The 25,038-nt window shown below is 70.8% G+C and carries 27 protein-coding genes, 4 tRNA genes and 1 pseudogene; 22 read left to right on the forward strand and 10 right to left on the reverse strand.

Features of this window, described 5'->3' with window-relative positions; translation table 11 throughout:
* The first annotated feature begins 199 nt into the window (after nt 1–199).
* Nucleotides 200–1,042, forward strand: a complete 843-nt coding sequence (locus IF37_RS0131590; RefSeq protein ID WP_030750405.1) for a hypothetical protein — start codon at nt 200–202, stop codon at nt 1,040–1,042.
* A 520-nt stretch (nt 1,043–1,562) separates the two neighbouring features.
* Entirely contained in the window at nt 1,563–1,769 is a 207-nt protein-coding gene (gene bldC / locus IF37_RS0131595; RefSeq protein WP_003949541.1) for a developmental transcriptional regulator BldC, read from the forward strand.
* Between the two features lie 471 nt (nt 1,770–2,240).
* Here bldC and IF37_RS0131600 read toward each other — a convergent pair whose 3' ends face one another.
* The 3 genes from IF37_RS0131600 to hrpA all read right to left on the reverse strand — a co-directional run bounded on the left by IF37_RS0131600 (nt 2,241) and on the right by hrpA (nt 6,738).
* A complete protein-coding gene (locus IF37_RS0131600) occupies nt 2,241–2,432 on the reverse strand; it encodes a DUF6274 family protein (protein WP_030750407.1) in 192 nt (63 codons plus the stop codon).
* Between the two features lie 193 nt (nt 2,433–2,625).
* Nucleotides 2,626–2,700: transfer RNA gene (locus tag IF37_RS0131605), tRNA-Asp, on the reverse strand.
* A 93-nt stretch (nt 2,701–2,793) separates the two neighbouring features.
* Nucleotides 2,794–6,738, reverse strand: coding sequence for an ATP-dependent RNA helicase HrpA (hrpA, locus tag IF37_RS0131610; RefSeq protein WP_030750409.1), 3,945 nt, complete (start codon nt 6,736–6,738; stop codon nt 2,794–2,796).
* Nucleotides 6,739–6,826: 88 nt separating this feature from the next.
* Between hrpA and IF37_RS0131615 the strand changes: the two genes are divergently transcribed.
* Nucleotides 6,827–7,885, forward strand: a complete 1,059-nt coding sequence (locus tag IF37_RS0131615) for a membrane protein (RefSeq protein WP_030750413.1) — start codon at nt 6,827–6,829, stop codon at nt 7,883–7,885.
* 24 nt (nt 7,886–7,909) lie between these two features.
* On the opposite strand, the gene IF37_RS0131620 is transcribed toward IF37_RS0131615, so the two are convergent.
* The 3 genes from IF37_RS0131620 to IF37_RS0131630 form a co-directional block, all read right to left on the reverse strand.
* Nucleotides 7,910–8,215, reverse strand: coding sequence for a hypothetical protein (locus IF37_RS0131620; RefSeq protein ID WP_030750416.1), 306 nt, complete (start codon nt 8,213–8,215; stop codon nt 7,910–7,912).
* Between the two features lie 385 nt (nt 8,216–8,600).
* The gene (locus IF37_RS0131625; protein ID WP_253915906.1) at nt 8,601–9,245 is read right to left on the reverse strand and encodes an HAD family hydrolase; all 645 of its coding nucleotides are present in this window, start codon (nt 9,243–9,245) and stop codon (nt 8,601–8,603) included.
* A gap of 38 nt (nt 9,246–9,283) precedes the next feature.
* Entirely contained in the window at nt 9,284–10,126 is an 843-nt protein-coding gene (locus tag IF37_RS0131630; RefSeq protein WP_030750422.1) for a GntR family transcriptional regulator, read from the reverse strand.
* A gap of 369 nt (nt 10,127–10,495) precedes the next feature.
* Here IF37_RS0131630 and IF37_RS0131635 point away from each other — a divergent pair, with 369 nt between their 5' ends.
* From IF37_RS0131635 to IF37_RS0131720, 17 genes and pseudogenes are all read left to right on the forward strand, one after another.
* Nucleotides 10,496–10,876, forward strand: a complete 381-nt coding sequence (locus IF37_RS0131635) for an RNase adapter RapZ (RefSeq protein WP_030750426.1) — start codon at nt 10,496–10,498, stop codon at nt 10,874–10,876.
* Nucleotides 10,877–10,965: 89 nt separating this feature from the next.
* A complete protein-coding gene (locus IF37_RS0131640; RefSeq protein ID WP_030750429.1) occupies nt 10,966–11,145 on the forward strand; it encodes a hypothetical protein in 180 nt (59 codons plus the stop codon).
* Nucleotides 11,146–11,306: 161 nt separating this feature from the next.
* On the forward strand, nt 11,307–11,462 hold the full coding sequence (locus IF37_RS45070) for a hypothetical protein (protein WP_173457046.1): 156 nt from the start codon (nt 11,307–11,309) through the stop codon (nt 11,460–11,462).
* A 98-nt stretch (nt 11,463–11,560) separates the two neighbouring features.
* On the forward strand, nt 11,561–11,827 hold the full coding sequence (locus tag IF37_RS0131650; protein ID WP_030750433.1) for a DUF6284 family protein: 267 nt from the start codon (nt 11,561–11,563) through the stop codon (nt 11,825–11,827).
* Entirely contained in the window at nt 11,824–12,273 is a 450-nt protein-coding gene (locus IF37_RS0131655) for a Pycsar system effector family protein (RefSeq protein ID WP_030750436.1), read from the forward strand. The genes IF37_RS0131650 and IF37_RS0131655 overlap by 4 nt, the downstream gene beginning before the upstream one ends.
* Nucleotides 12,270–12,554, forward strand: coding sequence for a hypothetical protein (locus tag IF37_RS0131660; RefSeq protein WP_030750439.1), 285 nt, complete (start codon nt 12,270–12,272; stop codon nt 12,552–12,554). The genes IF37_RS0131655 and IF37_RS0131660 overlap by 4 nt, the downstream gene beginning before the upstream one ends.
* Nucleotides 12,551–13,147: pseudogene (locus tag IF37_RS46470) on the forward strand (protein spdB); the annotation flags it as partial. The gene IF37_RS0131660 and the pseudogene IF37_RS46470, both read left to right, overlap by 4 nt.
* A gap of 527 nt (nt 13,148–13,674) precedes the next feature.
* Nucleotides 13,675–14,022 (forward strand): RRQRL motif-containing zinc-binding protein, encoded by a 348-nt coding sequence (locus tag IF37_RS0131670; RefSeq protein ID WP_030750445.1) that lies wholly within the window; start codon nt 13,675–13,677, stop codon nt 14,020–14,022.
* A complete protein-coding gene (locus IF37_RS0131675) occupies nt 14,006–14,383 on the forward strand; it encodes a DUF6251 family protein (protein ID WP_030750448.1) in 378 nt (125 codons plus the stop codon). The genes IF37_RS0131670 and IF37_RS0131675 overlap by 17 nt, the downstream gene beginning before the upstream one ends.
* A 77-nt stretch (nt 14,384–14,460) precedes the next feature.
* Nucleotides 14,461–14,658 (forward strand): DUF6257 family protein, encoded by a 198-nt coding sequence (locus IF37_RS0131680; RefSeq protein ID WP_253915907.1) that lies wholly within the window; start codon nt 14,461–14,463, stop codon nt 14,656–14,658.
* Between the two features lie 88 nt (nt 14,659–14,746).
* Nucleotides 14,747–16,831 carry a cell division protein FtsK gene (locus IF37_RS0131685; RefSeq protein ID WP_030750452.1) on the forward strand — a complete coding sequence of 695 codons (2,085 nt, stop codon included), beginning with the start codon at nt 14,747–14,749 and terminating at the stop codon, nt 16,829–16,831.
* A 150-nt stretch (nt 16,832–16,981) separates the two neighbouring features.
* A complete protein-coding gene (locus tag IF37_RS0131690) occupies nt 16,982–17,254 on the forward strand; it encodes a hypothetical protein (protein ID WP_037857480.1) in 273 nt (90 codons plus the stop codon).
* 109 nt (nt 17,255–17,363) lie between these two features.
* A complete protein-coding gene (locus IF37_RS46475; protein ID WP_301540363.1) occupies nt 17,364–18,845 on the forward strand; it encodes a bifunctional DNA primase/polymerase in 1,482 nt (493 codons plus the stop codon).
* Nucleotides 18,842–19,201, forward strand: coding sequence for a hypothetical protein (locus tag IF37_RS39935; protein WP_037857482.1), 360 nt, complete (start codon nt 18,842–18,844; stop codon nt 19,199–19,201). The genes IF37_RS46475 and IF37_RS39935 overlap by 4 nt, the downstream gene beginning before the upstream one ends.
* On the forward strand, nt 19,198–20,364 hold the full coding sequence (locus IF37_RS0131710; RefSeq protein WP_030750458.1) for a DUF3631 domain-containing protein: 1,167 nt from the start codon (nt 19,198–19,200) through the stop codon (nt 20,362–20,364). Before IF37_RS39935 ends, IF37_RS0131710 begins: the two co-directional genes overlap by 4 nt.
* A gap of 171 nt (nt 20,365–20,535) precedes the next feature.
* Nucleotides 20,536–20,733 carry a helix-turn-helix domain-containing protein gene (locus tag IF37_RS0131715; protein WP_030750461.1) on the forward strand — a complete coding sequence of 66 codons (198 nt, stop codon included), beginning with the start codon at nt 20,536–20,538 and terminating at the stop codon, nt 20,731–20,733.
* Nucleotides 20,734–20,798: 65 nt separating this feature from the next.
* Nucleotides 20,799–21,935, forward strand: a complete 1,137-nt coding sequence (locus IF37_RS0131720) for a tyrosine recombinase XerC (RefSeq protein WP_253915908.1) — start codon at nt 20,799–20,801, stop codon at nt 21,933–21,935.
* A gap of 92 nt (nt 21,936–22,027) precedes the next feature.
* Here the strand turns inward: IF37_RS0131720 and IF37_RS0131725 are convergent.
* The 4 genes from IF37_RS0131725 to IF37_RS0131740 all read right to left on the reverse strand — a co-directional run bounded on the left by IF37_RS0131725 (nt 22,028) and on the right by IF37_RS0131740 (nt 23,958).
* Nucleotides 22,028–22,101: transfer RNA gene (locus IF37_RS0131725), tRNA-Phe, on the reverse strand.
* 24 nt (nt 22,102–22,125) lie between these two features.
* Nucleotides 22,126–22,200 (reverse strand) — tRNA-Asp (locus IF37_RS0131730).
* A gap of 36 nt (nt 22,201–22,236) precedes the next feature.
* A tRNA-Glu gene (locus IF37_RS0131735) sits at nt 22,237–22,309 on the reverse strand.
* A gap of 80 nt (nt 22,310–22,389) precedes the next feature.
* Nucleotides 22,390–23,958, reverse strand: coding sequence for a metallophosphoesterase (locus IF37_RS0131740; RefSeq protein WP_030750468.1), 1,569 nt, complete (start codon nt 23,956–23,958; stop codon nt 22,390–22,392).
* 60 nt (nt 23,959–24,018) lie between these two features.
* Between IF37_RS0131740 and IF37_RS0131745 the strand changes: the two genes are divergently transcribed.
* Nucleotides 24,019–24,369: a metallopeptidase family protein gene (locus IF37_RS0131745; protein WP_030750472.1), complete on the forward strand. Its 351-nt coding sequence runs from the start codon at nt 24,019–24,021 to the stop codon at nt 24,367–24,369.
* A 281-nt stretch (nt 24,370–24,650) separates the two neighbouring features.
* Nucleotides 24,651–25,038, forward strand: a 388-nt coding sequence (locus IF37_RS0131750) for a hypothetical protein (protein ID WP_030750474.1), incomplete at its 3' end; no start/stop codon positions are given.

The following is a 25,038-nucleotide window of genomic DNA, read 5'->3' on the forward strand; positions in this document are numbered from 1 at the left end:
GTGGTGACTCCTGTGTACTAGCGGCGGGTGGGGTGCGGTCCCCGTGCGGGTGGCGGGGAGCCGTGGCATGAGCGTAGAGCCTCGGCCCGTTCACCATCCGCGCAGTGTTCAGGATCACTCTCCCGGGCCCGCCGCGCACGCGTGACCATGGCACGATGCGCAGTGGTTTCGAGCCGGACCGGGTGGGGAGGGAGCAGGCGTGCCGAAGGTGTCCTCCGTGGTCGTCCCCTATGCCGCCTACTTGCGCGTGTACGAGCCGCTGAGCGCCTTCCAGGAGCCGGAGCGCGGTCACTGGGCGCGCTACGCCCGGCGTCCGGACCGCCCCACCTACCAGGACGAACTGCGCCGGTCCCTGGCCGACTTGCTGCCCACCCCGCCGATCGCGGTGCCGGTGCACGAGAGTGGCGACGCCTTCGTGCTGGAGGTCGAGGGCACGGTGTGCGTGTGCCCCTGGCGGACCCGGCTGCGCGGCTGGCAGGCCCTGGACGGGCTGGCGGACGAACTGCCCCCGCCGGTGCTGGACGCGGTGCTGCCGCCGGTGGTGCGCCGCCAGGCGGCCCAGGATTACGAGCGCTGGCTCGCCCGCAACCCCGACGCCCGCCCGTGGATCCGCACGGCGACCTGGCAGGTGCCGCTGAACTGGTTCGTGCTGGTCTCCGACGAGGAGCGGCGGTACGACGAGGGGACCGCCGACGTGCCCCCGGCGCTGCGCTACCGCACGCCGATGGTGCAGGCCCGGCGCCGGGTGGCGCGGGGGCTGCGCGCGCTGCGGGACGCCATCGGGGAGGGGCCGCTGGTCGACGGCCTGGTGGACGTCGGCCGCTGGCTGGAGGAGTTCCATCCGCGTTCGCTGGTGGAACTGGACTACGGCGGGCTGGTGCACGTGCTGCCGGCGGGGGAGCTGGCGGACGACCGCTCGGCGGCGGACGTGGCCGCCGGCATCGAGGCGCTGCGCCGGGGCGACGGCGCGGCCGCGGGGGAGGCGTACGGGCGGCTGGTCGAGCGCTGGCGGGCGGTCCGGAACAGGCGTTCGGCGAACTGAGTGACGTAGGTCACGGTCAAACCGGGGTCGGACGACGTACGTTCTCCTTCGCTTACACCACCTGATGGGGCGTTGGTCTCGATCTGGACTTTTACCCCAAGGGTGATGGACAGCACTTACCCGGCCCTTGCGCCTCTTGCCACCCCTCGTGCCAAAATAGGACAAGGAGTCCGGGGAGGTCTCCGTCCGTCCAACTATGCTCCACTGTGGGCGGATTCTCAGCATTGCACGTTTTGGGGGGTCCGGTGACTCCTGAACGCCACTGTGACTGATCGTCACAGTGGCGTGACTGTCCGCTATGGCATGGTCCATCGGCTTCCGTCGCTGATGAACACCTGGGAGGGCAATTCCATCGGTTTGGCCGACGCGGCTGGACAGATGGTGTAGTTGTAGTGCCGAGGACAAGCCGTTCGTCCTATAACCGACTCGACTCGCGTCCGCCATTTCGGGCAACGCGGGTCAAGGTGCAGAATTTAGAGGAAAGAACCGAGAAGGTTCGGTTCTCCCGAGGAGGCCGCTCATGACCGCTCGCACCCCTGATGCCGAGCCGCTGCTGACCCCCGCCGAGGTCGCCACCATGTTCCGCGTCGACCCCAAGACGGTCACGCGGTGGGCCAAGGCCGGCAAGCTCACGTCCATCCGCACGCTCGGTGGACACCGACGTTACCGCGAGGCCGAGGTCCGCGCCCTGTTGGCGGGCATCCCGCAGCAGCGCAGCGAGGCCTGAACAACTTCATAACCGGACAAGACGGTCGGTCCCCCAATCGGCCGGAGTGTCCGATCCCCTAGCTGTAAGCGACGCGGGGCCTGCCCCAACAGGTCCCTCGCCCAAGCCGAAGAGAACGTCGTAGGCAAGCGCCACAGGGTGCGTCGTGGATCGCGCTGGACTCCGCAGAGTCCAGCGCGATCTTTTTTGTGCGCAGGTCGGGGGCGGGGGCGGCGCCGGTGAGCGTCCTTGTCGGAGTCTGGGGATGCCTGTCGGAACGGCTGTGCGCGGCCCGTGGGAGCGGTGCAATTGCACATATTAAATTGACCCGTTGTATGACGCTGGTAAGTACCGCTGTTCCGAGAACCCATGCGGTGACTCCCGTCACACGATCGGGCGCTTGCTGCTCGCGCTCGGCATGCGTTAAAGGGGGCCGGCCGTGCCAGCTGCCCATGCCTGTAAGGGTGTTGGGCCGCCGGCTCCGGCGGGAGGTCATGCCCGCCGGGGACTCTCCTCGGTGACGGCCTCCTGTCCGGCCTCCCGGCCGCGCGGACCCGCGTCCATCGCCAGCCGCAGCAGACGGTGGCAGACGGGGCAGTGGCGCGTGAAGTGCCGGTAGGAGGAGGCGGCCGACAGATGGGCCCTCAGGAGCGCCCGCGTCTCGTGCCTGACCGACGCCGCCATACGCCACCTCCGGGAGCCGCACAGGGGGAACGAGCCCTGCTCCCTGGGTACCGAGGGAATGTGACGCCGTCAAGGCCGGGGACGGCCGCGCGGAACGCCGTCAGGACGGCGGCCGGGGCACCGGCGAGGGCCGTTGGCGTCGCCGGCCTCCCCAAACGCCGGAAGGGCCCCCTTCCGGGGGCCCTTCCATATGCGGTCCTGACGGGATTTGAACCCGCGGCCTCCACCTTGACAGGGTGGCGAGCACTCCAAACTGCTCCACAGGACCTCGATCGCGGCGCTTGCTGCTGCGTTGCGCTGCGAGAAGGACTGTACAGGAGGGTGAGGGCCCTGGTCGAACTCACCCTCCGTACCCGTCCGGCTACGGCGCGGCCGCGTCGATCGCCTTCACGATCCGCTTGTCGGAGACCGGGTACGCGGTGCCCAGCGCGTGGGCGAAATAGCTGACCCGCAGCTCCTCCAGCATCCACCGGATCTCCAGCACCGGGGCCGGGACCGGGCGGCCCTGGGGAAGCTGCTCCAGGAGCCAGGCGTACTCGTCCTGCATCTCGTGGACCTTCTCCATGCGCGTGGTGTCGCGCTGGACGTTCGCCGGCATCTGCTGGAGCCTGCGGTCGGCGGCCACCAGATAGCGCATCAGGTCGGGCAGCCGGCGTATGCCCGCCCAGGTGACGAAACCGGGCTTCACGAGGGCGTCCAGCTGCTTGCGGACGTCCGTGAGGTTCGCGAGCAGCGCGGGACTGGCCACGGCCTTCAGACGGCGCTCACAGGCCTGCCAGGCGGCGAGCACCTGCTGCACCTGGGCGACCGTGCGGACCGTGGTGTCCACGATCTCCGCGCGCACCTTGTCGTACAGCTTCCGGTACGACTCCTCGTCCCACGCCGGGCCGCCGAAGTCGCCGATGAGCTTGTCCGCCGCGGCCATCGCGCAGTCGTCGAACAGCGCCTGGACGGAGCCGTGCGGATTGGCGGACAGCGCCAGCTTCTGGGCGTTCGTCAGCTTCTCGGACGCGAACTTCGCCGGGTTCACCGGGATGTTGCGCAGGATCAGCCGGCGGGTGCCCTTCCACATGGCCTCGGCCTGCTCCGCCTCGGTGTCGAAGAGCCGCACGGAGACCGTGTCGCCGTCGTCCACCAGCGCCGGGTACGCCTTGACCGGCTGCCCGGCCCGGCGGGTCTCGAAGACCCGGGTGAGCGCGCCGATCGTCCAGTCCGTCAGGCCGCGCCGCTCCAGCGACTCGCCGCCCTCGCGGGAGGCGGTCGCCGCCGCGGCCTGGGACAGGGCCTTGCGGGCCTTCGGCTTCAGACGCAGCTTCAGCGCCTGGAGGTCCTTGTCCTCGTCCAGTTTCCGGCGCCGCTCGTCGACGATCCGGAAGGTGATCTTGAGGTGCTCGGGGACCCTCGACCAGTCGAAGTCGTCGGCCTCGAAGGGCACGCCGACCATCCGCTTCAGTTCGCGGGCCATCGTCACGTCCAGCGGCTCCCGGAGGGGCACCGCCTTCTCCAGGAACGCCTTCGCGTAGTTCGGCGCCGGTACGTAGTTGCGGCGGATCGGCTTGGGCAGGGAACGGATCAGCTCCGTCACCACTTCCTCGCGCAGGCCCGGGATCTGCCAGTCGAAGCCCTCGTCCGTGACCTGGTTGAGCACCTGGAGCGGGATGTGCACCGTCACGCCGTCGGCGTCCGCACCCGGTTCGAACTGGTAGGTCACCTTGAACTTGAGGTTCCCCTGGCGCCAGGTGTCCGGGTAGTCGGCCTTGGTCACCGCCTCCGCCGACTCCCGGATGAGCATCTCCCGCTCGAAGTCCAGGTGGTCCGGCTGCTCCTGCCGCTTGCGCTTCCACCAGGAGTCGAAGTGGGCCCCGGACACGACGTGTTCGGGCACCCGCTGGTCGTAGAAGTCGAAGAGCGTGTCGTCGTCCACGACGATGTCCCGGCGCCGGGCGCGGTGCTCCAGCTCCTCGACCTCGCTGAGGAGCCTGCGGTTGTCGGCGAAGAACTTGTGGTGGGTGCGCCAGTCGCCCTCCACGAGCGCGTTGCGGATGAACAGTTCGCGGGAGACCTCGGGGTCGATCCGGCCGTAGTTCACCTTCCGCTGGGCGACGATCGGTACGCCGTACAGCGTGACCTTCTCGTACGCCATCACGGCCGCCTGGTCCTTCTCCCAGTGCGGTTCGCTGTAGGTGCGCTTGAGGAGGTGCCCGGCGAGCGGTTCGACCCACTCGGGCTCGATCCTGGCGTTGACCCGGGCCCAGAGCCGGCTGGTCTCCACCAGCTCGGCGGACATCACGAACCTCGGCTGCTTGCGGAACAGCGCCGAACCCGGGAACAGGGCGAACTTGGCGTTGCGCGCGCCCAGGTACTCGTTCTTGTTGCCGTCCTTCACGTCCTTCATGCCGACGTGGGAGAGGAGGCCGGCGAGGAGGGAGACATGGACGCGGTCGGCCGGGGCGTCCTCCTCGTTGAGGTGGATGCCCATCTGCTTGGCGACCGTGCGCAGCTGGGTGTAGATGTCCTGCCACTCGCGGATGCGCAGGAAGTTCAGGTACTCCTGCTTGCACATCCGACGGAAGGACGACGAGCCCCGTTCCCGCTGCTGTTCGCGGATGTAACGCCACAGGTTCAGATAGGCGAGGAAGTCGCTGGTCTCCTCCTTGAACCGGGCGTGCTGCTGGTCGGCCTGGGCCTGCTTGTCGGCCGGGCGCTCGCGCGGGTCCTGGATGGACAGCGCGGCAGCGATGACCATGACCTCGCGGACGCAACCGTTGCGGGCGGCCTCCAGGACCATCCGGGCCAGCCGCGGGTCGACCGGCAGCTGGGCCAGCTTGCGGCCGGTGTCCGTGAGCCGCTTGCGGGGGTCCTGCTGGGCCGGGTCCAGCGCGCCCAGCTCCTGGAGCAGCTGTACGCCGTCGCGGATGTTGCGGTGGTCCGGCGGGTCGATGAAGGGGAACTTCTCGATGTCGCCGAGGCCGGCCGCGGTCATCTGGAGGATGACGGAGGCGAGGTTGGTCCGCAGGATCTCCGCGTCCGTGAACTCCGGACGGGCGACGAAGTCGTCCTCGGAGTACAGGCGGACGCAGATGCCGTCGGACGTACGGCCGCAGCGGCCCTTGCGCTGGTTGGCGCTGGCCTGGGAGACCGGCTCGATGGGCAGCCGCTGGACCTTGGTGCGGTGGCTGTAGCGGCTGATCCGGGCGAAGCCGGGGTCGATGACGTACTTGATGCCCGGCACGGTGAGCGAGGTCTCGGCGACGTTGGTCGCCAGCACGATCCGGCGTCCGGAGTGCGGCTGGAAGACCCGGTGCTGCTCGGCGTGGGACAGCCGGGCGTAGAGCGGGAGCACCTCCGTGAACCGGTACTTCTTCTTCTCCAGCGCGTCCGCCGTGTCCCGGATCTCCCGCTCGCCGGAGAGGAAGACGAGGATGTCGCCGGGACCCTCGCCCATCAGCTCCTCGACGGCGTCGGTGATGGCGGTGATCTGGTCGCGGTCGGCGTCCTCCGACTCCTCCTCCAGCAGGGGCCGGTACCGGACCTCCACCGGGTAGGTGCGTCCGCTGACCTCGATGATCGGGGCGTCGCCGAAGTGCCGGGAGAAACGCTCCGGGTCGATGGTCGCGGAGGTGATCACGACCTTCAGGTCCGGGCGCCTGGGCAGCAGCTGGGCCAGGTAGCCCAGCAGGAAGTCGATGTTGAGGGACCGCTCGTGGGCCTCGTCGATGATGATCGTGTCGTAGGCGCGCAGCTCGCGGTCGGTCTGGATCTCGGCGAGCAGGATGCCGTCCGTCATCAGCTTCACGAAGGTGGCGTCCGGGTTCACCTGGTCGGTGAAGCGGACCTTCCAGCCGACGGCCTCGCCGAGCGGGGTGCTCAGCTCCTCCGCGACACGCTCGGCGACCGTCCGGGCGGCGATCCTGCGCGGCTGGGTGTGCCCGATCATGCCGCGCACGCCCCGGCCCAGCTCCATACAGATCTTGGGGATCTGCGTGGTCTTGCCGGACCCGGTCTCACCGGCCACGATGACGACCTGGTGAGCGCGGATGGCGTCCGCGATCTCGTCCTTCTTCTGGCTGACCGGCAGCTGCTCGGGGTAGGTGACGGCCGGCACGCGGGAGCGCCGCTCGGCCATCCGGTCCGCGGCGCGGTCGATCTCGGTCTCGATCTCGGCCAGGACGGAGGAGCGCGCCTCCGGCTTGCGGATCTTGCGCGCGCCCTCCAGCCGCCGGCCGAGCCGGTGCGCGTCGCGCAGGGACAGCTCGGTCAGGCGGGGGGCGAGGGTGCCGAGTGCGGGGGCGGGATGCGTAGACATACGCGATCCAGGATCTCACCTCGGCGGAAAATCACGCGAACGATTTGACTCGGGGCGAGATGTCACCACATGACCTAGCGTGGTCGATATGCCTGATGCGCCCCATGGAGAGCACGGCCGCCCCCCGACCCGCGCGGAACGCTGGGCGGCGTTCCGGGCGTCGCCCTTCCTGCCCGCCACGGTCCTGCTGTTCATCCTGGCCGCCGCGGCCGGCCTCTTCGCCGGTTCCTACACGTACGCCATGGCCAACCCGACCCCGCACAGCATCCCCGCGGCGGTCACCGGCGACCCTGGAGGGCCGGCCGCCCGGCGGTTCATCGACGGCATGGAGGGGGCGTTGGGCGCCTCCCTGAAGCTCCACCCGTACGGCAGCCGGCGGGACGCGGTGCGGGCGGTGGACGAACAGCGGGTGTTCGCGGTGATCGAGGCGCCCGCCGGCGGCCGGGCGATCGCCCTGGACGTGTCCGGGGCGTCCGGGGCCACGGTCGCCCAGGTGCTCAGCGAGGCGGCGCTGCGGGTCGGCGGCGCCACCGGCACCCCCGTGGTGGTCCACGACCTCAAGCCGCTCCAGAAGGGCGACCCGCGGGGCCTGGCGATCTTCTACATCACCCTGGCCGCGGTGATCATCGGCTTCATCGGGGCCATCCAGCTCAGCGTGCACGCGAAGGCGCTGAACCCGCTGGAGCGCATCGTCTACACCGTCGCCTACGCCGTGCTCGGCGGGTTCACGATCGCCGCGGTGGTGGACTGGTGGATGGGGGTGCTGAGGCTGCCCTTCCTGGAGTCCTGGGGAATCCTCGCCCTGACGATGTTCACGTCCGGCATGGTGTTCACGATGTTCAACACCCTGTTCGGACGGTGGGCCATGCTGCCGACCTGGGGCCTGATGGTGCTGCTGGGCAACCCGTCGTCCGGCGGTGCCGTCTCCTGGCCGCTGCTGCCGTCGCCGCTCGGCACGATCGGGCGCTGGCTGCCCAACGGGGCCTCGGTGAACGCCCAGCACACGGCGGTGTACTTCCGGGGCCACCAGCACGCGCTGCCGTTCCTGGTGCTGGTGGCCTGGGCCGTCGTCTCCTGCGCGGTGTTCCTCGTCTGGCGGCACCGGCATCCGGGCGGCCGGCCCACCGGCCCGGCACACGCCGCCTAGGCGCTCGGCCCGGGCGCACCCGGCTCAGGGCTGGGCGGGCGGAGCCGGCTCGGGGTGTCTGCGGGCCGTGCCGTCCCCGAGGGCGATCGACCGCGCCGTGTTGGAAACGGCCTTGATGCCCAGATAGGCGGTGGTCATCCCGGTGACGGCGGTGAACGCGGCGGTGAGGACCCCGACGATCACTGCCTTGTCCCCGTCGAGCCGCCACACGCCGAAGGCGGCGACCGCCGTGATCGCGAGATTGCTGGTGACCACCGCGAGCAGGCCGTACCGCGCCCGGGTCTTCTCCAGCTCGGTGCCCCGGACGGCTCCGGTCTCGTCCCTGCCCATGTCTCCCCCGTCCCCGCGCGCCACGCGCGACCGGGCCGAAGGTAGCGCCGACCGGTCGCGGTGCCAAGGCGTCGCCGTACATCGCCGCACTTCGCCGCGGGGAACGTGAAGAGCCCCTCTCCGTTGGTGTCGGAGAGGGGCTCATGCCCTGGTCAGGGCTGCGGTGGCTGGGGCCGGGGTCGAACCGGCGACCTTCCGCTTTTCAGGCCGTGTCCTAATGAGTGAGGGACTCGCCGCGTAGGGTGTCGGTGCTGTCGGTGGGACGCGGTTGTGCGCCGGTGTTGGCGTACGGGTTGGCGTACGCCAACGATCCCGACGCCGCTTGCGGTGGGGCCCTTCGACAACGTGCCCGGTGAGGCACTCTCGGAGATTGCGAGATTGGCCCCTACAGCCGACTCACCAGGGCCGCTCTTGCCAGAGTCTCCATACTGGTCACCACGCCGATTGCCCCGGCGGTGGTCAGGGACTCGGCCTTGCCCGGCTTGTTCGCGTAGCCGATTGCGTTCATCCCTGCGGCGTGGGCCGCCTCAACATCCCGAACCGCATCACCGACGAAGATGCACTCCCCGGGTTTCGCGTCGGCTGCCCGCATCGCGTCGGCCAGCAGCCGGGGAGACGGCTTCATGGAGGCAGGCTGACCGTGTACACGGCCGAAACTGCCTGAGACGTAGTCATCCAGGCCGTGATCGGTGAGGTACCGGGTGATGGCCGCTGTGGCGTTGTTGCTGACCATCCACACGCGGCGCCCGCTCGTCCTGCATGACTCCATGAATGCCGCTCCGCCAGCCGTCGGTCGAGCCCGCAGAACCGCCTCCACTTCCAGAGCGGACAAGCGGTCGTCCGCCGCGGGAGCAAGGTCTGGCCGTTCGTCTCCGATCCGCCGGAGCAAGGCGAGCGGATCTGTCTCGCCGGCCCACACGTCCGAACGCTCGGGCATCTGACTCAGCAGCTCCCGTGCCACCTCTGGCGCAGGGAAGCCATCAAACACCGAGCAGACCGGGCCGTCGAAGTCGAGCAGGACGTGACGCACAGGGGCGAGGATGGACGCCAGAGACCGCACGGTTGCGTTCATGCGTCACGCTCGAACGCGATGGTGCTCCAGACGCTTTCGAACCACGTCGTGGCCTGCGTGACGTACTGCGAACCCATGGACTCTCCGTCCGGCCCCGCCGCGTGGTGGAAGAGCGTGGTGTCCTTGCCCGTGACGTCGTAGAACGTACGGGCCTCACCTTCGACCGCGAGAGTTCGTTCACGCAGCGGATAGAAGCCGAAGAACACGTCACGGCGGTTGATGATGTAGAGCTTGAACAGGGACGTCGCCCGGTAGACCTTGACGTCGACCGTCGCGGTCTCGACCAAGCCCATCTCGGCCAGCACCTCGACGGAGTGCTGAATGCCGGCCGCGTTGGTCAGCGCGATGTTCCGGGCGCGGTCACGCAGCACCGGGTCATCCTTGAGGCCGTCGACCAGCGTCGGCACAGCCATAGGTGCTGACGTGTCCGGCAGCAGCAGTCGGACCGCGATGGACTGTGGGCGCAGACGACCCGCGCGGATACGGTCCAGCGGCTCCTGCATCGCGCTGTGCAGGGTCTCGCTGGAGAACCCGGCAAAGTCCACAGATACCTGGGAGTCCGCGAAGGCCATCTCCAGGTGCGGGCGCAGTCCGACCGGCCGTTCCGTGCGCTCACGCACGAAGGAGCCCGACCCCTTCCGGGTCACGATCAACCCCTCGTCCCGGAGCATGTCCAGGGCCTTAGTCACCGTGCCGCGAGCGACTCCGAAGCGCTTGGACAGCTCCGGGCCCGACGGGAGCTGGGTTCCAGGCTCGAACTTCTTGGTGAGGATTTCGGCCCGCAGAATGCCGCTGACCTGCAAGTACGGCGGGCGTTCGTCGTTTGGGTCAAGGCTCATACCGACATGTTACCCACCTGCCCATCCTGAGCGGCCTTGTCATCCTGCTTGACCTGTCTAAGCAGGTTGGCTACGTTGAGCATGTCGCACCGAGGAAACGAGGGGCGGCGCCGGGAGGGCCTTCTTTGGGCTGCCTTCTGGGTCTGTCGGTTCGGGATAGCTCGTGCAAGTGGGGCCCTGAGCTGGTCGTTCCTTGACAACTGCATAGGTGGGCCCCGTCTCCCCGAGTCGAAAAGACGGACCGCGCGGCTAGATCGCGCATCGACCACTTCCGCAGCCAGTCCGCTGCGGCCGGTTGCCTCCGCTGCTCGTCTCGAACGAGCAGTGCCGAGGGGAGCCGGAACACCCCTTCACCTCTCTGGAGTCCCTATGGCTGCTGTCGAGATCGTCTCGTTCGGCTACCTGCACGACGCGCCCCCGGCGGCGCACCTCACCATCGACCTGCGTCACCACTTCCGGGACCCGCACGTATCGCCCGAGCTGCGGTACATGACCGCCGAGGACGAGCCGGTCCGCGCCGCCGTGCTGGGCACGCCCGGCATCACGGACCTGGTCGAGGCCACCGCCGCCGCGATCGACGCGTTCGCGTCCGGCCCGAGTGCCGGGACGGTGACCGTCGCCGACGGATGCGCGGGCGGTCGGCACCGGGCCCCGACCTTCGCCGGCGCGCTCGCCGAGCGGCTGACGGCCGCCGGGCACCGCGTGAGCGTCCACCACCGCGACCTGGGCAAGGACGTCGTCCAGCGCTGAAGGGCTGCCCGATCCGCCCGTCCCGCACGGGCGGTGAGGGGAACCGTTCAGCGTTCCACAACCCCGACGTCACACAGGGAGACACCGTCATGGCGTGGTTCAAGAAGGCTTCCGACGCGGACCTGGTGCAGAGCATGGAACTGGCCTCCGCCGCCGCCAAGGAAGCGCACAACAGCGGCGACAAGAAGCGGGAGGCCGCGTTCCACGAGGACCTCAACGGAATGATCGAAGAGTCCGAGCGTCGCGGCTTCCCCCGCTGGGGCCGCTGAACACCGAGACCGCTGGTTCCGCAGTGCTCAGCGCTGCGGCTGGCTGCCTCTCCCGCCCGTACGGGCCGCTTGGCGCGGTGCCGGACGGGCGGGAGCGCGGGGAGCCGGTGCCGCCCGCAGGGCGGCCGGGTCCGCCCACTCACCAAGCCCAGGGGGTTCGGATGTTCGGCAAGAAGAACCAGCAGTCGACCGACCTGACCAGCCCGGAGAACGTCGCCAAGGGCCAGAAGATCTACGACCGCATCGAGCGCGGCCAGTGCAAGCACCCCACGGCGGAGCTGCACGCGACGTTCGGCACGAAGCCCAAGAAGAGCTGACCACACCCGACCACTCACAGAACGGCACGCGGCTCCCGGGAGGCCACCCGGGAGCCGCTGTTCGGGCCGTTCCACCTGACTAGGGAGACCACGACCCAATGCATCACATCGTCACAGTTCAGGACGCTGTTACCGCGTTCGCCGACTTCATGGAGCCGACCGGCGCCGAGCTGGACGCGATCGAGCAGGAGATGCCGCTGATCCTGGCGGAAGTCGACCTGCTCGACGCGCAGATCATCACCCTGGACCGCACCCCGACCGAGCTGGACGCCCGCCGGCTGCGCCGCTCCCGCCGCCGGGTGCTGGCGGAGCGGGCCGCGCTCGCCAACCGCACCGCCACGGCGCCGGCGGGGGGTGCGGCATGAGCGCCGCTCTCGGACGGGATCTGACGGCCGCGCACGCTGAGGTGAAGGCGGAGATCGCGCGGACCGACGGCAAGACCTCCCTCCTGCTGGCCTTCGTCGGCGCCGTCCTGGCCGGGGCCTGGACCGTGGGCCACGACCTGGAGCTTGCCTGGCCCGCCCGGATCGCGGGCGGCGCCGGGCTGGCGCTGCTGCTGGTGGCGGCCGGTCTGCTGCTGCGGTCGGTCCGCCCCTCCCTGGGCGGCCGGCACGGCTTCCCGCTGTGGGCGACCCTGACCGCCGAGGAGATCACCGAGACCGTGTCGCGGGACCTGGCCGCCGACGTCGCCGGCCTGTCCCGGCTGGCGGTCGGCAAGTTCACCACCCTGCGCCGCGCGGTCGACCTCACCCTGGCCGGCGGCGCCCTGCTCGTCCTCGCCGCCGTGCTCGCGATCGGGGGTGCGGCATGAGCGAGCCGATCGTACGTATCGACTCCTTGCCCGCGCCCGTCGCGGAGCTGCTGCGGGCGGTGCGTGACTCGCTGGACCTTCCCTTGCCGGGGCTGACCGACGCCGACGAACGCGCCTACCACGTGCTCCTGCACTACAGGGCGAGCCACGCACGGATCGTCCTGGAAGGTGTCCTGTCCGACCGCCACGACCTGGGCCCCGCCGCCGCCCGCCTGACCGAGTGGACGGCCGGCGAGCCGGTCACCTACACCCCTTGGATCGATGGCAGGGGTGCGGTGTGAAGGCCAAGACCGTACTGCCCGCCGTCGCGATGACGGCGGTGTCCATGGTGCTCACCCTCGCCGTGGTGATGATGTGGCTGGGCGCGGCGGTGCCGTGGCCCGTCGCCCTGGTCGTCGGGTTGGGGATCGACGGCGGATGGCTGGCCACCCTCGCCTATGAGCGCCGGCTGGCGGCGCAGGGCGACCACTCCCGTGCGGTGACGGGGGTGGGCTGGTGCTTCGGCGCGGTCGCCTCCGGTGTCCTCGTCGTCCACGCGCTCACCACCGGCGACTCCGGAGCGTGGCTGGCCGTGTCCTGGCTCCCGGTCGCCGCAAAGGGGCTGTGGCTGGTGCACGGTCTGTGGGAGCGCACCGCGCTGACCCCGGCCGCGCTGGAGTCGATCCGCAGCATCCAGCAGCGGGCCCGGGACGAAGCCGCACTCAAGCGCGCCCGGCTGCGGGCGGAAGCCGGAACGGAACAGACTCGGCTCACAGCGGTCACGGTGGCCGGTGCCCGTGTCGCCCGGGTGCGGGCATCGACCGCGAACAAGCTGTCCAAGGCGTGGTCGGAGCTGGAGGGCGCCCACCAGGGCAAGGACACCGCCCGCGCGCTGGCGGACACCGCCGACGGGTGGGCCCTGCCCGCCTGGTCCACCCCACCCGCCCCGATCGAGAACACCGGGACGGATGCGGATGAATCGACCGAGAACAGTCGAGAACGGTCTATGGCTGACCTGCGGGAATCGACCCCGGTCACGGTCACTGTTTCCCGGCTGGTGGTGCCCGATCCTGTGCCGCTGGATCTGGGCAAGCAGACGATCCTGGGCAAGCCGATCGAGTCGATCCGACCGGCCGTTCCGGTCGTGCGGCCGGTGCCGATCGAGGCGGCTCCCGCCCGGTCGTCGGCGGCTGAGTCGACCCGGGCCCGCCGGGTGACCGGCCGGGTCCCTCAGGTGGCGAAGACGCCCCGGACCCGCCGCACCCCGAAGCAGTTGATGACGGAGGCCCGGAAGACGACCGCAGGTTGGGCGGATGCGCAGATCACGGCGGAGGGTATCCGGCGTGAGCTGCGGACGTCGCCGGCGAACGCGCGCATGCTGCGTGACGCCCTGCTCGCCGAGCGGGCCGAGCGGGCCGCGTGATGGCCGCCCTGCCCGTGTTCCGGTGGCGGCTCGCCCCGGACGGCTACGCCACCCGCCGTCAGCTCCGTGCGCGGGGTCTGCGGCCGGGTGGCCAGCCGGTCGTGGCACAGCTCGAACGCCCGCGCCGCCGGCGCGGGCCGCTGGTCGCCTACCTGTACCGCGTCGACCTGGCCAAGCCCGTCCGCCCCATGACCCCCGCCCGGCGGGCGGCTCTGGACCGGGCCAACCGTGCCCGCCGTCTGTGCCCGCAGTGCCGGCGGGACGCGGGCTACGTCATCCCCGCCGCGCTCGGCACCTGCGTGCCCTGCGCCTTCCCCGAAGGAGCCACCGATGGAGTCGCTGCCTGACGTGCCCCGGGTCGTCCAGCTCCCGGACGGCACCTACGCCTACACCAACCACCTGCCCGCCCCGCCCCAGCAGTCCAGCGGGCCGCAGATCATCCATCAGCACGTGCATCAGGCGCCGCCGGACCGCACGGTGCAGCGCATCGCGCTCGGTTCCGGGGTCGGTGCCGGTGCGGTCGCGGCGGGGGTGTACTTCGGGCCGCTGCTGGTCGGTGTGCTCACCGCGATGGCCGCGAACCTTGCCCTGCTCGCGCTGATCGCGGCTGTCTGCGCGTGGGGCGTCGTCACGGTCGTCCGTTCGGTGGGCGGTGAGGACGGCAAGCGCGCCGCCGAGACCGTGCGCCGCGCCCGCGGCCGTCGCTGACGGTTGCCTGCGGCCCCGGGCACCTCGTGTCCCGGGGCTGTGGGGAGCCGGACAGCCCGGCCCGGATCGGAGACCCCGTGAGCAGCAACGAGCCTCGCCTCACCGTCGGCGAAAGGGCCGAACTCGCCTGGCTGGTCGCCCGGATGGCCAAGCGCGGTCTGGCCGACGACCGCCAGTTCGGCGGCCGGGTCGACCAGAGCGACCTTCAGCGCAAGTTCGACCGGGTCATTGAGCGGGCCCGCAAGCGCGAGGAGCGCGACCGCGACAGCAGGTAGCAACGCCCCGGGGGCGGTCGTCCCGGCCAAGGAAACAGGCCGCCCCCGGGCCACCCACCACCCATCTGAGTAGCAGGGAGTACCCAGCATGACGGAGACCACGGCGGGCCCGCACCTGCGGCCCGTACCCGACCCCTCCACCGACCCCGACGACGCCCCGGCGGCGCCGGTCGCGGTCGACAACCCGGCGTTGCCGGACCCGAAGGTGCGTGTGGAGAAGCGCAAGCCGGTTCTTGCCGGATGGCTCACCAACCGGCGCGACTTCCTCGCCACCGCCCGCCACACCGGCGCGAACGTCGGCTACGCCGCTCTCTACCACGGGGTGCGCGTGCCGGTGTATGCCGGACGCCTCGCCCTCATGGCACCGAGGGGCGCGTGCCGGTTCGTGGCGACGACGAACCGGTGGGTGTGGGACCGCGAGGCCGCGCCCCTGCGGGCGTTCGCGGTGCGCACCGAGGACGTTGAGGAGTACATGCGCCTGGCCCGGCTCCGCTCCGGCCGTATCCGGCTGCGCGGCCTGGTCACGCTGGTCGCGGCCGTGTTCGGTCTCGGATTTGCCCTGTACCTGTACGTTCTGGCCCCCGCCTACCTGTACGCGTTCGCCGCCGGCGGCGTGCTGCTGCTCGGCATGGGCGGTCAGCAGCCGGACGCCCCTGTGGTCGGGCCGGCGGTGCTGAAGACGGAGGTGCAAAAGCTCACCGGCTCCATCGTCCTGCGCGGGCTGGACTCCATCGGGAACGCGAAGGTGACGGCCGCGATCAAGAAGGGCGGTGATATGAACGGGCTGCGGTTCGTCTCGGAGATCGTCCGCGACGGGCCCGGCTACCGTGCCGACCTCGACCTTCCCTACGGTGTCACCCCCGAGGACATCATGGAGGCCCGTAAGCCCCTTGCCTCCGGTCTGCGCCGCAAGACCGGCTGCGTGTGGCCGGCCCCCGACCCCGAGCAGCACGAAGGCAGGCTGGTGCTGTGGGTGGGTGACAAGCCGATGAACGAGACCACCAAACCGGCCTGGCCGCTGGCCAAGGCGGGCACGGTGGACCTGTTCCGGCCGGTGGTGTTCGGCAACGACCAGCGCATGCGGGACGTGGCCGTCACCCTCATGTTCGCCTCCGTCGTGGTCGGCTCCATCCCCCGCATGGGCAAGACGTTCCTGATGCGGCTGTTCCTGCTGATCGCCGCTCTGGACCCGCGCGCCGAAGTCCACGCGTTCGACTTCAAGGGGACCGGCGACTTCGGTGCCCTGGAACCCGTCTGCCACCGCTACCGCGCCGGTGAGGAAGACGAGGACATCGAATACGTCGTGCAGTCGCTGCGGGAGCTGAAGGAGGAGCTGCGGCGCCGGGCGAAGGTCATCAAGTCGCTGCCCCGCTCGCGCTGCCCGGAGTCCAAGGTCACCCCCGAGCTGGCCAGTGACAAGAGTCTGGGGCTGCACCCGATCGTGGCCGGGTTCGACGAGTGCCAGGTGCCGTTCGAGCACGAGGAGTACGGCAAGGAGATCGAGGCCATCTGCACCGACCTGACCAAGCGCGGCCCCGCTCTCGGGATCGTCGCCATGTTCGGCACCCAGCGCCCCGACGCCAAGTCCCTGCCCACCGGCATCAGCGCCAACGCCGTCCTGCGGTTCTGCCTGAAGGTCATGGGCCAGCCCGCCAACGACATGGTGCTGGGTACGTCCATGTACAAGTCCGGCTACCGGGCCACGATGTTCTCCCGCTCCGACCGGGGCATCTGCTGGATGGCCGGCGAGGGCGACGACCCCCGCATCGTCGCTTCCGCGTTCGTGGACGCGGTCGCCGCCGAACGCATCGTCGCCCGCGCCCGCAAGGCCCGCGAGGACTACGGCAACATCACCGGCCACGCCCTCGGCAAGGGCCCCGAAGCCACCGGCAGCGGCTCCGACATCCTCGCCGACGTCCTCGACGTCATCGCCGACGACGAGAAGGCCGTGTGGTGCGAGCGCATCGCCGCCCGCCTGACCGCCGCCCACCCCGACACCTACGCCGGTTGGGCCGGCGAGAACGTCACCGCCGCCCTCAAGCCCTGGGGCATCAAGCCGGGCCAGGTGTGGGGCACCACCGATGACGGCGAGGGCGCCAACCGGCGCGGCATCAAGCGCGCCGACATCACCGCCGCGATCACACGGCGTAACGCCGATCGGGTCGCCGCCTAGCCCGAGCAGCGCTGCTAGACCTAGCACCCCCGCCCGCTAGGTCTAGCAGCCCCACTAGCGCTCTAAATGGCCGCTGACCAGCTCACTAGCGTCTAGCGGCCCACCTGCGAAAACACCCCGGAACCGCCCCGAGAAGGGAAGTGAGCCCCCGTGGCGCTCGCTAGCCTCGCCGCCCTACTGCTCGCCTCCGGTTACGCAGTGTTGTGCGCGGTCCGGCCGTTCGCCCCGTGCCGCAAGTGCACCGGCACCGGTGTCCGGCTCGCCCGCCGCGACAAGGTCAAGCTGTGCCGCCGCTGCCACGGGCAGCGCTACCGGCTCCGCATGGGCCGCCGCCTGCTCAACACCGGCCGCGACATCCACCACGCCGGCACCCGCCGCCCCCACCGCTACGACACCGACGAGGAGATCACCCCATGGCAGTGACCACCCCGACCGACCCCCAGTAGCAGCGCCAAGGGCGGCCCCCGTCTCGGCAAAGTCCGGGGCCGCCCTTGGCATCCAGCACTGTCAAAGAGAACTGGAGACCTCCAGCATGACCCAACCCACTCTCATCCGGCGAGTGCCCGGCCGCAGGCCGCGGCTGCTGGATCTGTTCTGCTGCCAGGGCGGCGCGGCCAAGGGTTACGCCGATGCCGGGTTCGATGTGACCGGCGTCGACAAGGACCCGCAGCCCCGCTACCCGTTCCGGTTCGTGCAGGCCGACGCCATCGCCTACGTGCTGGAGCACGGGGCGGAGTTCGACTTCATCCACGGCTCACCCCCCTGCCAGCACGACAGCGACTGCCAGCGCATCCAGGGCCGCGAGCACCCCGACCTGATCGCCCCCACCCGCACCGCCCTGGAGACCACGGGGCGGCCGTGGGTGCTGGAGAACGTCGGCGGGGCCGTCCCGAAGCTGCGCGGCCCGGTGATGCTGTGCGGGCAGATGTTCCGCCTGGCCAACTACCGGCACCGGTTCTTCGAGCCCGGCGGCGGCTTCCGCCTCGGCCAGCCCGGCCACCCCGCCCACACCGTTCCGCAGGCCAAGATGGGCCGCCCCGTCCCGCCCGGCCACTACGGGCAGTTCGTCGGGAACTTCTCCGGCGTCCCCCTCGCCCGTGAGGTGCTGGGGGTGCCGTGGATGAACCGCGACGGCATCCGCGAGTGCATCCCGCCCGCCTACGCCGAGCACATCGGCCGCGCCGCCCTCCGCCCCGGCACGAAGCGGCCCGCCCTCCATGGGGAAGCATCCTGCCCCGGCACCGGCCCGTGCGCGGCCGGGCACCTGAAGTGGGAGCAGCGGGCCACCACCGACCCCGACCGCATCCGCGCCACCTGGACCCACGCCCCGTACAACGTCGGCGTCGCGTGCGGCCCGTCCGGGCTCGTCGTGGTCGACCTGGACGTACCCAAAGACAACAGCAGTTCGGACGCGCCTGACGGCGCGGCAACCTTCGGAGCGCTCTGCGAGCGCGCCGGGCACGCCGTCCCCGCCACCTACCGGACCCGGACCGCGAGCGGGGGAACCCACCTGTACTTCACCGCCCCGCCCGGCCCGCGTCTGACCAACACGGCAGGCACGATCGGGGAGTTGGTGGACACCCGGGCGTGGGGCGGGTACGTCGTCGCCGCCGGCAGCACCACCCCCGCCGGACGGTACGAGGCGCTGAGCGGCCCTGAGACAGCCGTACTCCCCGCGTGGCTGCAAGCCGTCCTGCGACCCGCCCCCGCGCGCTCTGTGGCCCCGCTGCGGGTTCCTGCGGTGGACGGCAGCCGTGCGGCACTGGCCGCGCTGCACGCCGAGTGCGGCGCCGTGGCCGCCGCACCGGACGGCGCGCGGAACGTGACGCTGAACCGCAGCGCGTTCAAGGTGGGGCGGTTCGTCGCGTGGGGCGACCTCCCCCGGCAGGTGGCGGAGGACGCCTTCCAAGGGGCAGGCGAAGCGGCGGGACTCACCGCCGCCGAGTGCCGCGCCACGATCCGCAGCGCCCTGGACAGCTCCCTGCGCACCGCCCGGCCCCGGGAGGCGGCATGACCACCCCCCGCCGCCCCCGCTTGGAAGGCCAACCCGTCTCGCCCACCAACCGGGCCGCCGCCCGACCGGCCGCGCCCCTGACGGCCGTGGGCGAGCCGGAAGGCGCCGCCCGTAAGGGCGTCCCCTCTGTTGTTCGTCCTGACCCGGGCGCGGGCGACGGCCGGTACCCGGTCGCGTGGCTGGTGATCAGCTCGCCCCGGTACGGCCACATGCCCACCGCCGCCTCACAGTGCCAGTGCGGCTGGAACCGCAGCGCCATCGGCCACGCCCAGGTACGCGCCCTGATCGAAGCCCACACCGCCCACCGCACCACCTGCCCGCTCAGGAACCCCCAGGAAGGGAGGGCCGCCGCATGACCGCACCCGCCACCATCGACGGGGCCGCGCTGCTCGACGAGGTGGAAGCCTTCCACCGCCGGTTCAACGTCTTCCCGCACGAGGCCGCCTACGTCGCCGTCGCGATGTGGGACGCCCACGCTCATCTGCTGGACTGCTTCGACTCCACCCCGCGGCTGGCGTTCCTCTCCCCGGAGCCAGGGTCGGGTAAGTCCCGCGCGCTGGAGATCGTGGAGACCCTCGTCCCGCAGTCGATGACGGCCGTGAACGCCTCCGCCGCCGCCCTGTTCCGGGCCGTGTCCGGGGCGAACGGCCGGCCGACGATCCTGTTCGATGAAATCGACACCATTTTCGGCCCCAAGGCAGGGGACAACGAGGAACTACGCGGGTTCCTCAACGCCGGCCACCGCCGCTCCGGGGTCACCTACCGGTGCATCGGCGACGGCGGCAACCAGACCGTGCAGGCGTTCCCGTCGTACTGCGCGGTCGCGGTCGCCGGACTCGGCAACCTGCCCGACACGATCATGACCCGCTCCGTCATCATCCGGATGCGCCGCCGCGCGAGGAACGAGAAGGTGGAACCCTTCCGTGCCCGCATCCATGAGGCCGAGGGGCACAAGCTCCGCGACCGTCTGGCGCAGTGGGCCGAACAAGCCCGCGCACGCGTGGTGGACGCCTGGCCGCAGATGCCGGACGGCGTCACCGACCGGCCGGCCGATGTGTGGGAACCCCTACTCGCCGTCGCCGACGCCGCCGGCGGGGACTGGCCCGACCGGGCCCGCGCCGCATGCGTGGCCCTGGTCAAAGCCAGCCAGCACACCGACAAGCACAGTCTAGGGATTCGGTTGCTGACTGATCTGCGAGACCACGTCCTCATCGGCATCGACCGGCTGCCCACCATCTCCATCCTTGACCGGCTCAATGCCCTGGATGACGCTCCGTGGGCCGACCTGGACGGGAAGCCGCTCGACAACCGGCGTCTCTCCCGCATGCTCGGCGAGTACATGACGGCCGACAACGAGCCAGTCCGCTCCCGCAACATCCGCACCACCGGCGGGGTCCTCAAGGGCTTCCACGCTGCCGACCTGGTCGACGCATGGTCCCGCTACTGCCCGCCCCCTCTCCAGGGCTCCGCTACATCCGCTACGCCGCTACAGCCCAGCTCAGAGCCCGTGGATCTGTAGCGGCACCGAAGCGTGTAGCGGCTACGCCCGATACGTCGTAGCGCGTGCGTAGCCGCTACAAACCGCCCCTCCGCTACAAAAAACCCCCGCTGACCTGCGATGTAGCGCTGTAGCGGATGTAGCGGACTTCTCAGGAGGGGGTCAATGGCCCCGCCCCTCATGGAGGCAGTAGTGAATCCCGCCCTGCCCACCACCCACCAAGCCTTGACCGTGCCGGAAGTCATGTCGGCACTGCGTCTGAGCCGCTTCAAGGTCTACGACCTCATCCGCTCCAAGCAGCTCCCGAGCTTCACCATCGGCCGGTCCCGCCGGATTCCCGCCGATGCGCTTCACACCTTCATGCAGGAACAACTAGGGGAGGCCGCCTGATGGCCAAGCGTGCCAACGGCGAAGGAAGCATCACTATCCGTAAGGACGGCACCTACCACGGTCGCGTGTACGTGACCACGACCAGCGGCATCCGCAAGCGCGTCTCGGTCTACGGCAAGACCCGTGACGAGGTGCGGCACAAGATCACCGAACTTCAGGCGCAGGAGAACCAGGGCATCCCCGTCCCTGACACGAACATGAACCTGGAGGACTACCTGACCTACTGGCTGGCGACCGTAGTCAAGGTCCACCGTCGCCCCAAGACCTACCAGGGTTACGAGAGCGTGGCGCGGGTGCACCTCGTGCCCGGACTCGGCCGGAAGAAGATCCGCACGCTGCGTGCCGCTGAGGTGCGGACGTGGCTGGCCCGGGTGGCATCCGAGTGCCAGTGCTGCAAGAACGGTTGGGACAAGGAGCGTCCCGAGCCGCAGTGCTGCGCGGCCGGCGAGTGCTGCAAGACGCTGCTGTCCCGCCGGATGGTGCAGTCCATCCACGCAGTCCTCCGCAACGCCCTACAGAACGCCGTTCGGGAGGAACTGATCGTGCGGAACGTCGCCCAGCTCGTACAGGTCCCCACGCCCTCGTACGACACCGGGAAGGGGCTCAGCGTCGCCAATGCTCGGCTACTCCTCCGGGAGTCGGCAAACGACCGGCTGCACGCCCTGTATGTGCTCGCCCTGGTCCTCGGGATGCGTCGGGGCGAGTTGCTGGGGCTGCGCTGGGACGCGGTCGACCTGGATCGGGAAACGCTCATCGTGGAACGCGCCCTTCAGCGGGTTGCCGGGGAACTCCGACTGGTCAAGCCCAAGACGCTCGCCTCAGTCCGCACGGTCCCGCTCCCGCCGGCCGTGGTGAAGGTGCTCACCGATCACCGTGAGCGGCAGGCGCAGGAGCGGGCCGCAGCCGGGACGGAGTGGAAGGAACACGGGCTGATCTTCACCTCCCGTATCGGGACGCCGCTGGAGCCGGACAACCTGCGGCGCAGTTGGTACCCGCTCCGTGCGCGGCTGGGTCTGGAGATCAGGTTTCATGATCTGCGTCACTCCGCCGTCTCTCTCCTGCTTGACCTGGGGGTGCCGCCGCACATCGTCCGGCAGATCGTCGGTCACAGTGATATCGGGGTGACCATGAAGGTCTACGCTCACGCGTCGCTGGACGAGCAGCGGAAGGCGCTGCGGAAGCTGGGGGACACCCTCACCTGAGAATCGTTGGCGTACCGGTTGGCGTAGACGGCACGAAAGAGCCCCTCTCCGTTGATCCCGGAGAGGGGCTCATGCCCTGGTCAGGGCTGCGGTGGCTGGGGCCGGGGTCGAACCGGCGACCTTCCGCTTTTCAGGCGGACGCTCGTACCAACTGAGCTACCCAGCCACGGTGTTTCACGTGAAACACCAGCGGTCCTGACGGGATTTGAACCCGCGGCCTCCACCTTGACAGGGTGGCGAGCACTCCAAACTGCTCCACAGGACCAAGCGTGTGTGCAACAGTGTCGCACACGGTATTGCGTGCCCCCAACGGGATTCGAACCCGTGCTACCGCCTTGAAAGGGCGGCGTCCTAGGCCGCTAGACGATGAGGGCTATCGGCCCGCCTGGGCGCTTCTCAGCGCGTCGGGGACGTGAGAAGCATATGGGATGGCAGGGGGTATCGCCAAAACGGTTTACGGCGCGGTCGTCGCGGTCCGCGGCGAGGGGGTGGGGGGGGAGGGGGAGGGCGCCCGTGTGCCCCCGGTGGCGCCGGGCTGGTTCTCGTCCGCCAGGTGACGGCTGACCTCGGCCGTCGTGAGGCCCAGGCCCCCCAGCTGGATCGCGTCCCAGGCCTGGAGCCTGCGGCTGTCCCGGTCGAAGTAGAGGATCGACGCCTCGATCGGGGCGGGGTGCTTGTGCTCCACGGCACGCAGTCCGCTGCCCCCGGTGGAACCCTCCATCCGCAGCCGGGTGCCGTACGGCAGGGTCTGCGTGTCCTCGTGGTGCAGATGCCCGCACAGCACCAGCGGCACCGCGCCGTCCGTCTCCCGGGCGGCGGACGGCTCGTGGGCGACCGCCACGTCCACCGGGGTGCCGGCCGCCCGCTGGTCGCGCAGGGCGCCGGCCAGCCGGATTCCCGCCAGCTTCTCGGACGCCTCGCCGCCGGGCACCACCGAGCGGTCGGGGGTGAACTGCGGATCGCCCGTGCCGGCGAACCGCAGGCCCGCCACCGTCTCGGCCCGGCCGTCGTCCAGCACGTGCACGTTCCTCATGCGCTCCAGGTAGCGCTGGGTGGTCCGCGAGTCGTGGTTGCCGCGCACCCAGACGTACGGCACGCCCAGATCCCGGACCGGGTCCAGGAAGCCGTTCTCCGCCGCCGTGCCGTGGTCCATCGTGTCGCCGGAGTCGACGACCACGTTCACCTGGTACTGCTCCACCAGTGAGCCGATGATCTTCCAGCTCGCCGGGTTCAGATGGATGTCCGACACGTGCAGGACCCGGATGGTGGAGGGGTCCGGCTGGTAGACCGGCAGGGTGGACGTGACGTCGTAGAGCTTCGTCACGTTCGTCACCAGGCGTGCCAACTCCTTCTGGTACACGTCGAACTCCGTGACGATGCTGCGGGCGTTGCCGACCACCGAGGGCGCCGAGCCGAGCAGTCCGGAGAACCTCGGCTCCAGGACCGACTTCGGGTTCCACGTGGCGTACGCCGACACGCCCGAGGCGGCCAGCAGGGCCAGCGCCAGCCCGCCGGCGGCCAGGGCCCGGCGCGGGCGGCGGTAGACGGCGAGACCGAGGGCGGTGGCCCCCGAGACCACGGCGACACAGGAGCGCACGGCCAGGTCCAGCGTGCCGTGCTCGACGTCCCGGACGATCTCGTCCTGGAGCCCCGAGATCCGCTCCGGATGGTCGACCAGGGCCTGGGAGCGCGGCGGGTCCAGCTGGTCGACGTTCACGTCCAGCCGGACCGGTGCCACATGGCTGTCCAGCGTGAGCGCGCCCAGCGGGGACACGTTGACCTTCGTGCCGCCGGTGAGGGAGGGGCGCAGCGCCATCGTCGTGTCCATCGGGCCGACCGGGACCCGGACGCTGCCGACGACCAGCAGACCCAGCCAGGCGCCGGCGAGGACGACCGCGGTGAGACCGAGGGCCCGCGCCCAGGGCCGGGGGCGGGCGGCGAGTCCGGGACGGGCGGGCGGACGGGAGCGTTTCGGGCTCCGGTACGGCGGCTTGCGCAGGTCGGCGGCGGGGACGCGGGCCATTGGTCCCATATGCCCACGTCACGGGGTGGATATGCGACGCGCTTCCCGGACAATGGCCGTGTGCTGGAGATGACGCGCGAGGAGTTCGAGGAACTGGTCGCCGAGGCGCTCGACCGGATCCCGCCGGAGCTGACACGGCTGATGGACAACGTCGCGGTGTTCGTCGAGGACGAACCGCCCGCCGACGACCCCGAGCTGCTCGGGCTCTACGAGGGGACACCGCTGACCGACCGGGGGGAGTGGTACGCGGGCGTCCTGCCGGACCGGATCACCGTCTACCGCGGACCGACGCTGAGGATGTGCGAGAACCGGGAGGACGTGGTCGCGGAGACCGAGGTGACGGTGGTGCACGAGATCGCCCACCACTTCGGGATCGACGACGCGCGGCTGCACTCGCTGGGCTACGGCTGAGCGGGGAGCGCCCGGGGAGGCGGCCGGGCGGACGCGAGGCCGTGTCGCTGTGCGGCTGGTACGGCTGTGCGCGCGTACGGACGTGCGCCTGAGCGGATGTGCGGCCGAGTGGCCGCGCGGACACCCGGCCGCGCGGACGTGCGGCTGAGCTGCGGCGGGGCGGGGCCGGTGGGTTCGCGGGGCCGGGGGTCGCCGCGCGGGGCGCGTGTCCTCTTGCGGGCGGCGGGAGTTGGGCAGGTTGACTCCTTTTCCCTGCCCCGGAGGTGGCCGCCGTGCGCCCCATGTACGTACCCGCCCGTCTCGTCGTCGCGGTACTGGCCGTCTCCACCGCCGCCGGCTGCGTGAACGTGGGCGACGACGCCGGCCGCGCCCGCCCCTCCCACTCGGCGGAACGGCTCGGCGGTCAGGCGCCCGACGGCGGGCCGGCGGAGGGCTCCGGCGGCCTCTGGGGGGACGGCGCGGCCGGGGACGGCGAACACGGCCGCGGGGGCAAGAGGAAGCCGGGGGAGTCCGCCCCGGCGTCCGCCACCCCGTCGGGCACGGGCAGCGCGTCGGGGGCCCCGGCGGAGCCGGGAGAGCCGGGGGAGCCGGCGGACCCGGGCGGGACCGTCGCGCCCGGTGATCCCGAGCCGACCGAGCCGCCGCCCACGCCCCCGGCCAGCTCCGCCC

This window comes from Streptomyces sp. NRRL S-31 (assembly GCF_000718775.1).
Taxonomy (GTDB): domain Bacteria; phylum Actinomycetota; class Actinomycetes; order Streptomycetales; family Streptomycetaceae; genus Streptomyces.